Below are 2339 nucleotides of genomic sequence, written 5' to 3'. Positions count from 1 at the left end.
GCGGCGCCGGATTCGGCCGGGTCGCTGATCACCGCGGCGTCGGCAGGCGCCGTGCCGGGCGGGTAGTGGATGGCGGCGACCTCTGCGGCGTTGGGGGCCGGCGCGGGCGGCACCTGCCAGGGGCCGACGACATTGCCCTGCGGCGTCAGGCCGGCGAACGGGAAATGGAACGCGGGCCAGGCTGCGGCCTGGGCGGCGGTGACGGCGACCTTGGCGGTATAATGGGTGGTGATGGCTTCGAGCGGGTGGGGCGCGTTCGGCGGATCGGCGGGCAGCGCCTTCAGCGCATCGAGCAGATTGGCCTTCATCGGCTTGATCACGTCGCCGAGCGGCGTGTTCGGCGGCTGCTGCGAGGTGAAGATCAGGCCATCCTTCAGGGCGTTGGTGAGCGGATCGCCGGGCACGGCCGCCACCAGCCAGTCATAGACCGGGCGCTGCCGGCTGCCGACGGCGGGCGGCGCACCGCCGGCGATGGCGCGCGCCACTTCGTTCAGGTGGGCGGCGATCCAGCGCCTGAGATCGAGCAGCAGCAGCCAGCTCTGCATCTGGAAATCGATGTTGCTGGCAAAGGCGCGCAGGCGGCATTCATCGCCCTTCGTCTTGTCGAGTGCCCCGGCGGCGCGGGTGGCCGCGGTGATCATCGCCTTCCACGGTTCGAAGACGGTGAGCCGGAGATCGGTGAGCCGGCCCATGACCGAGGGTGTTGGCGCCGGCACCGGCGGTGGATCGAGCGCGGCGCGCTGGCCGGCGGCAAGGCTGACCACAGTCGAATTGATCGGGCCGGACAGATAGGCTTCGCGGCGGCCGACCGGGACCAGCCCGGCCCAAAGGGTGCGGTTGCGCCCTTCGCTGTCGGCATGGCGCAGCGGGAACAAAGGCAGCAGCTCCTCGCCCGGCGCCAGACCGTCGTTGACGCGCTGCCAGCGGCCGCCGCCTTCATCGGCGATCCAGGCATGTTCGTTGCCGCTGATCAGCCGGCGCAGCACGAAGCCGACGCGTTCATGGCCGCCAGCAAGCTGGTGTTCGGGCAGGCCGGGCAGCGCGCAGGCGAGGGAGCCGGCGACGAGATAATGGCGCTGGTGGGCCGGCTGCCACAGCTTGAGCGTGGCGGTTACCGGCGGGATCGGGCTGGGCACGCGTCCAAGGAAGCGCTGACGGCGGTTGGCCTTCATCACGGCGGGCAGCGGCACATGGCGGGCGGCATCGGCGCTGGGATCGCTGGCTTGAGGGGGATCGCGCCAGGTCTCCGGCCGGGCGACCAGATCGGCGATGCGGGCGGGATCGGTGTCGAGCAGATGCAGCACCCGCTCCATGAAATCATCATCGGCAAAGCGCAGGATCTGCGGCCGCACCGATTGGCTGGCGCCGCGCCACAGCGGGCGAGGGCTGGCCCAGGCCAGATCGTGATGGAGCGGCTTCACCAGATGTTCCCCGCGCCGGGCGTGTAGGTGGTGGCGATGCAGGTGGTGGTGATCAGCGTCTGGCACTGCACCACGCCGGAAAACTTCGCCATGCCGGCATCGACCTTGACGAGTCCCGCCGACACATCGACCTGCGGCGCGTTCACCGTCACCTTGGCCGCCGCGGTGATGGTGATGCCGGATGTTTCCAGCTTGATGGAGTTGCCGTTCGAATCCTCGATGGTGATGGCGCCCGGCCCGTCCTTCAGGGTGATCTTCTGGCCGCCGGGGGTTTCGAGTTTCAGCTGCTCCTGGCCCTGGGCATCGTCGATGGTGATGGCGACGCCGTTGCGGCTCTTGATCTGCTTGATGTTGTTTGCGGCCGAGGCGCTTTGCGGGGGCGAGTCCTGGCCGTTCCACAACCCGCCCAGGATATAGGGCCGGCGCGGATCGCCCATTTCGAAGGCGACCAGCACTTCGTCATCGACTTCGGGCAGGAACCAGCTGCCGCGGTCGCTGCCGGCAAACAGGGTCGCCATCCGCGCCCACAATTCATAGCCCTGGCTGCCGCCGGCATCGGGCGCCCACGGCAGACGGATCTGGATGCGGCCCTGGCCGTCGGGATCCTGGATATTGGCGACGACGGCCGGCATCACGCCGAGCCAGCGCCCGCCCCAGCCGGTGGCAGCGCGGTCCATCGGGATGGCATCGAGCGGGCTCATGACGCGCGTCCGATGCCGGGCCGTTCGCAGGCAAATTCGCTGCGCAGCCCCGATGCCTGGTCAAAGCGGTGGGTGACCATGGTGGCGCGATACTCGCCGTCGAACAGCGGGCCGAGGCCGGTCAAGGCCAGCGCCGCGCCGGGGGCCAGTGCGGCGCGGGTTTCGGCGACGCCTTCGCCCGTCACGAAGCGGCGGGCCTGGCGGGCGAACTGGGCGT

The 2339-nt window shown here is 70.0% G+C and carries 2 protein-coding genes and 1 pseudogene; all 3 read right to left on the bottom strand.

Going from position 1 to position 2339, the window contains the following annotated elements:
* The coding region (locus tag GJ693_RS15545; protein ID WP_197042269.1) for a hypothetical protein at positions 1-1421 on the bottom strand (1421 nt) is incomplete at its 3' end.
* A complete protein-coding gene (locus GJ693_RS15540; protein WP_235902985.1) occupies positions 1418-2122 on the bottom strand; it encodes a phage baseplate assembly protein V in 705 nt (234 codons plus the stop codon). The genes GJ693_RS15545 and GJ693_RS15540, both read right to left, overlap by 4 nt.
* A pseudogene (locus GJ693_RS17155) lies at positions 2119-2339 on the bottom strand (hypothetical protein); the annotation flags it as partial. The pseudogene GJ693_RS17155 and the gene GJ693_RS15540, both read right to left, overlap by 4 nt.

It is taken from the genome of Sandarakinorhabdus oryzae (assembly GCF_009733735.1).
Classification (GTDB): Bacteria; Pseudomonadota; Alphaproteobacteria; order Sphingomonadales; family Sphingomonadaceae; genus Sandarakinorhabdus; species Sandarakinorhabdus oryzae.
Note: the sequence above shows the minus strand (reverse complement) of the source record. Positions and strands in the feature narration are given on the sequence as shown.

Coding starts and splice junctions, on each gene's coding strand:
- GJ693_RS15540 (WP_235902985.1), bottom strand. CDS start 2,122: ATGAGCCCGCTCGATGCCATCCCGATGGACCGCGCTGCCACCGGCTGG.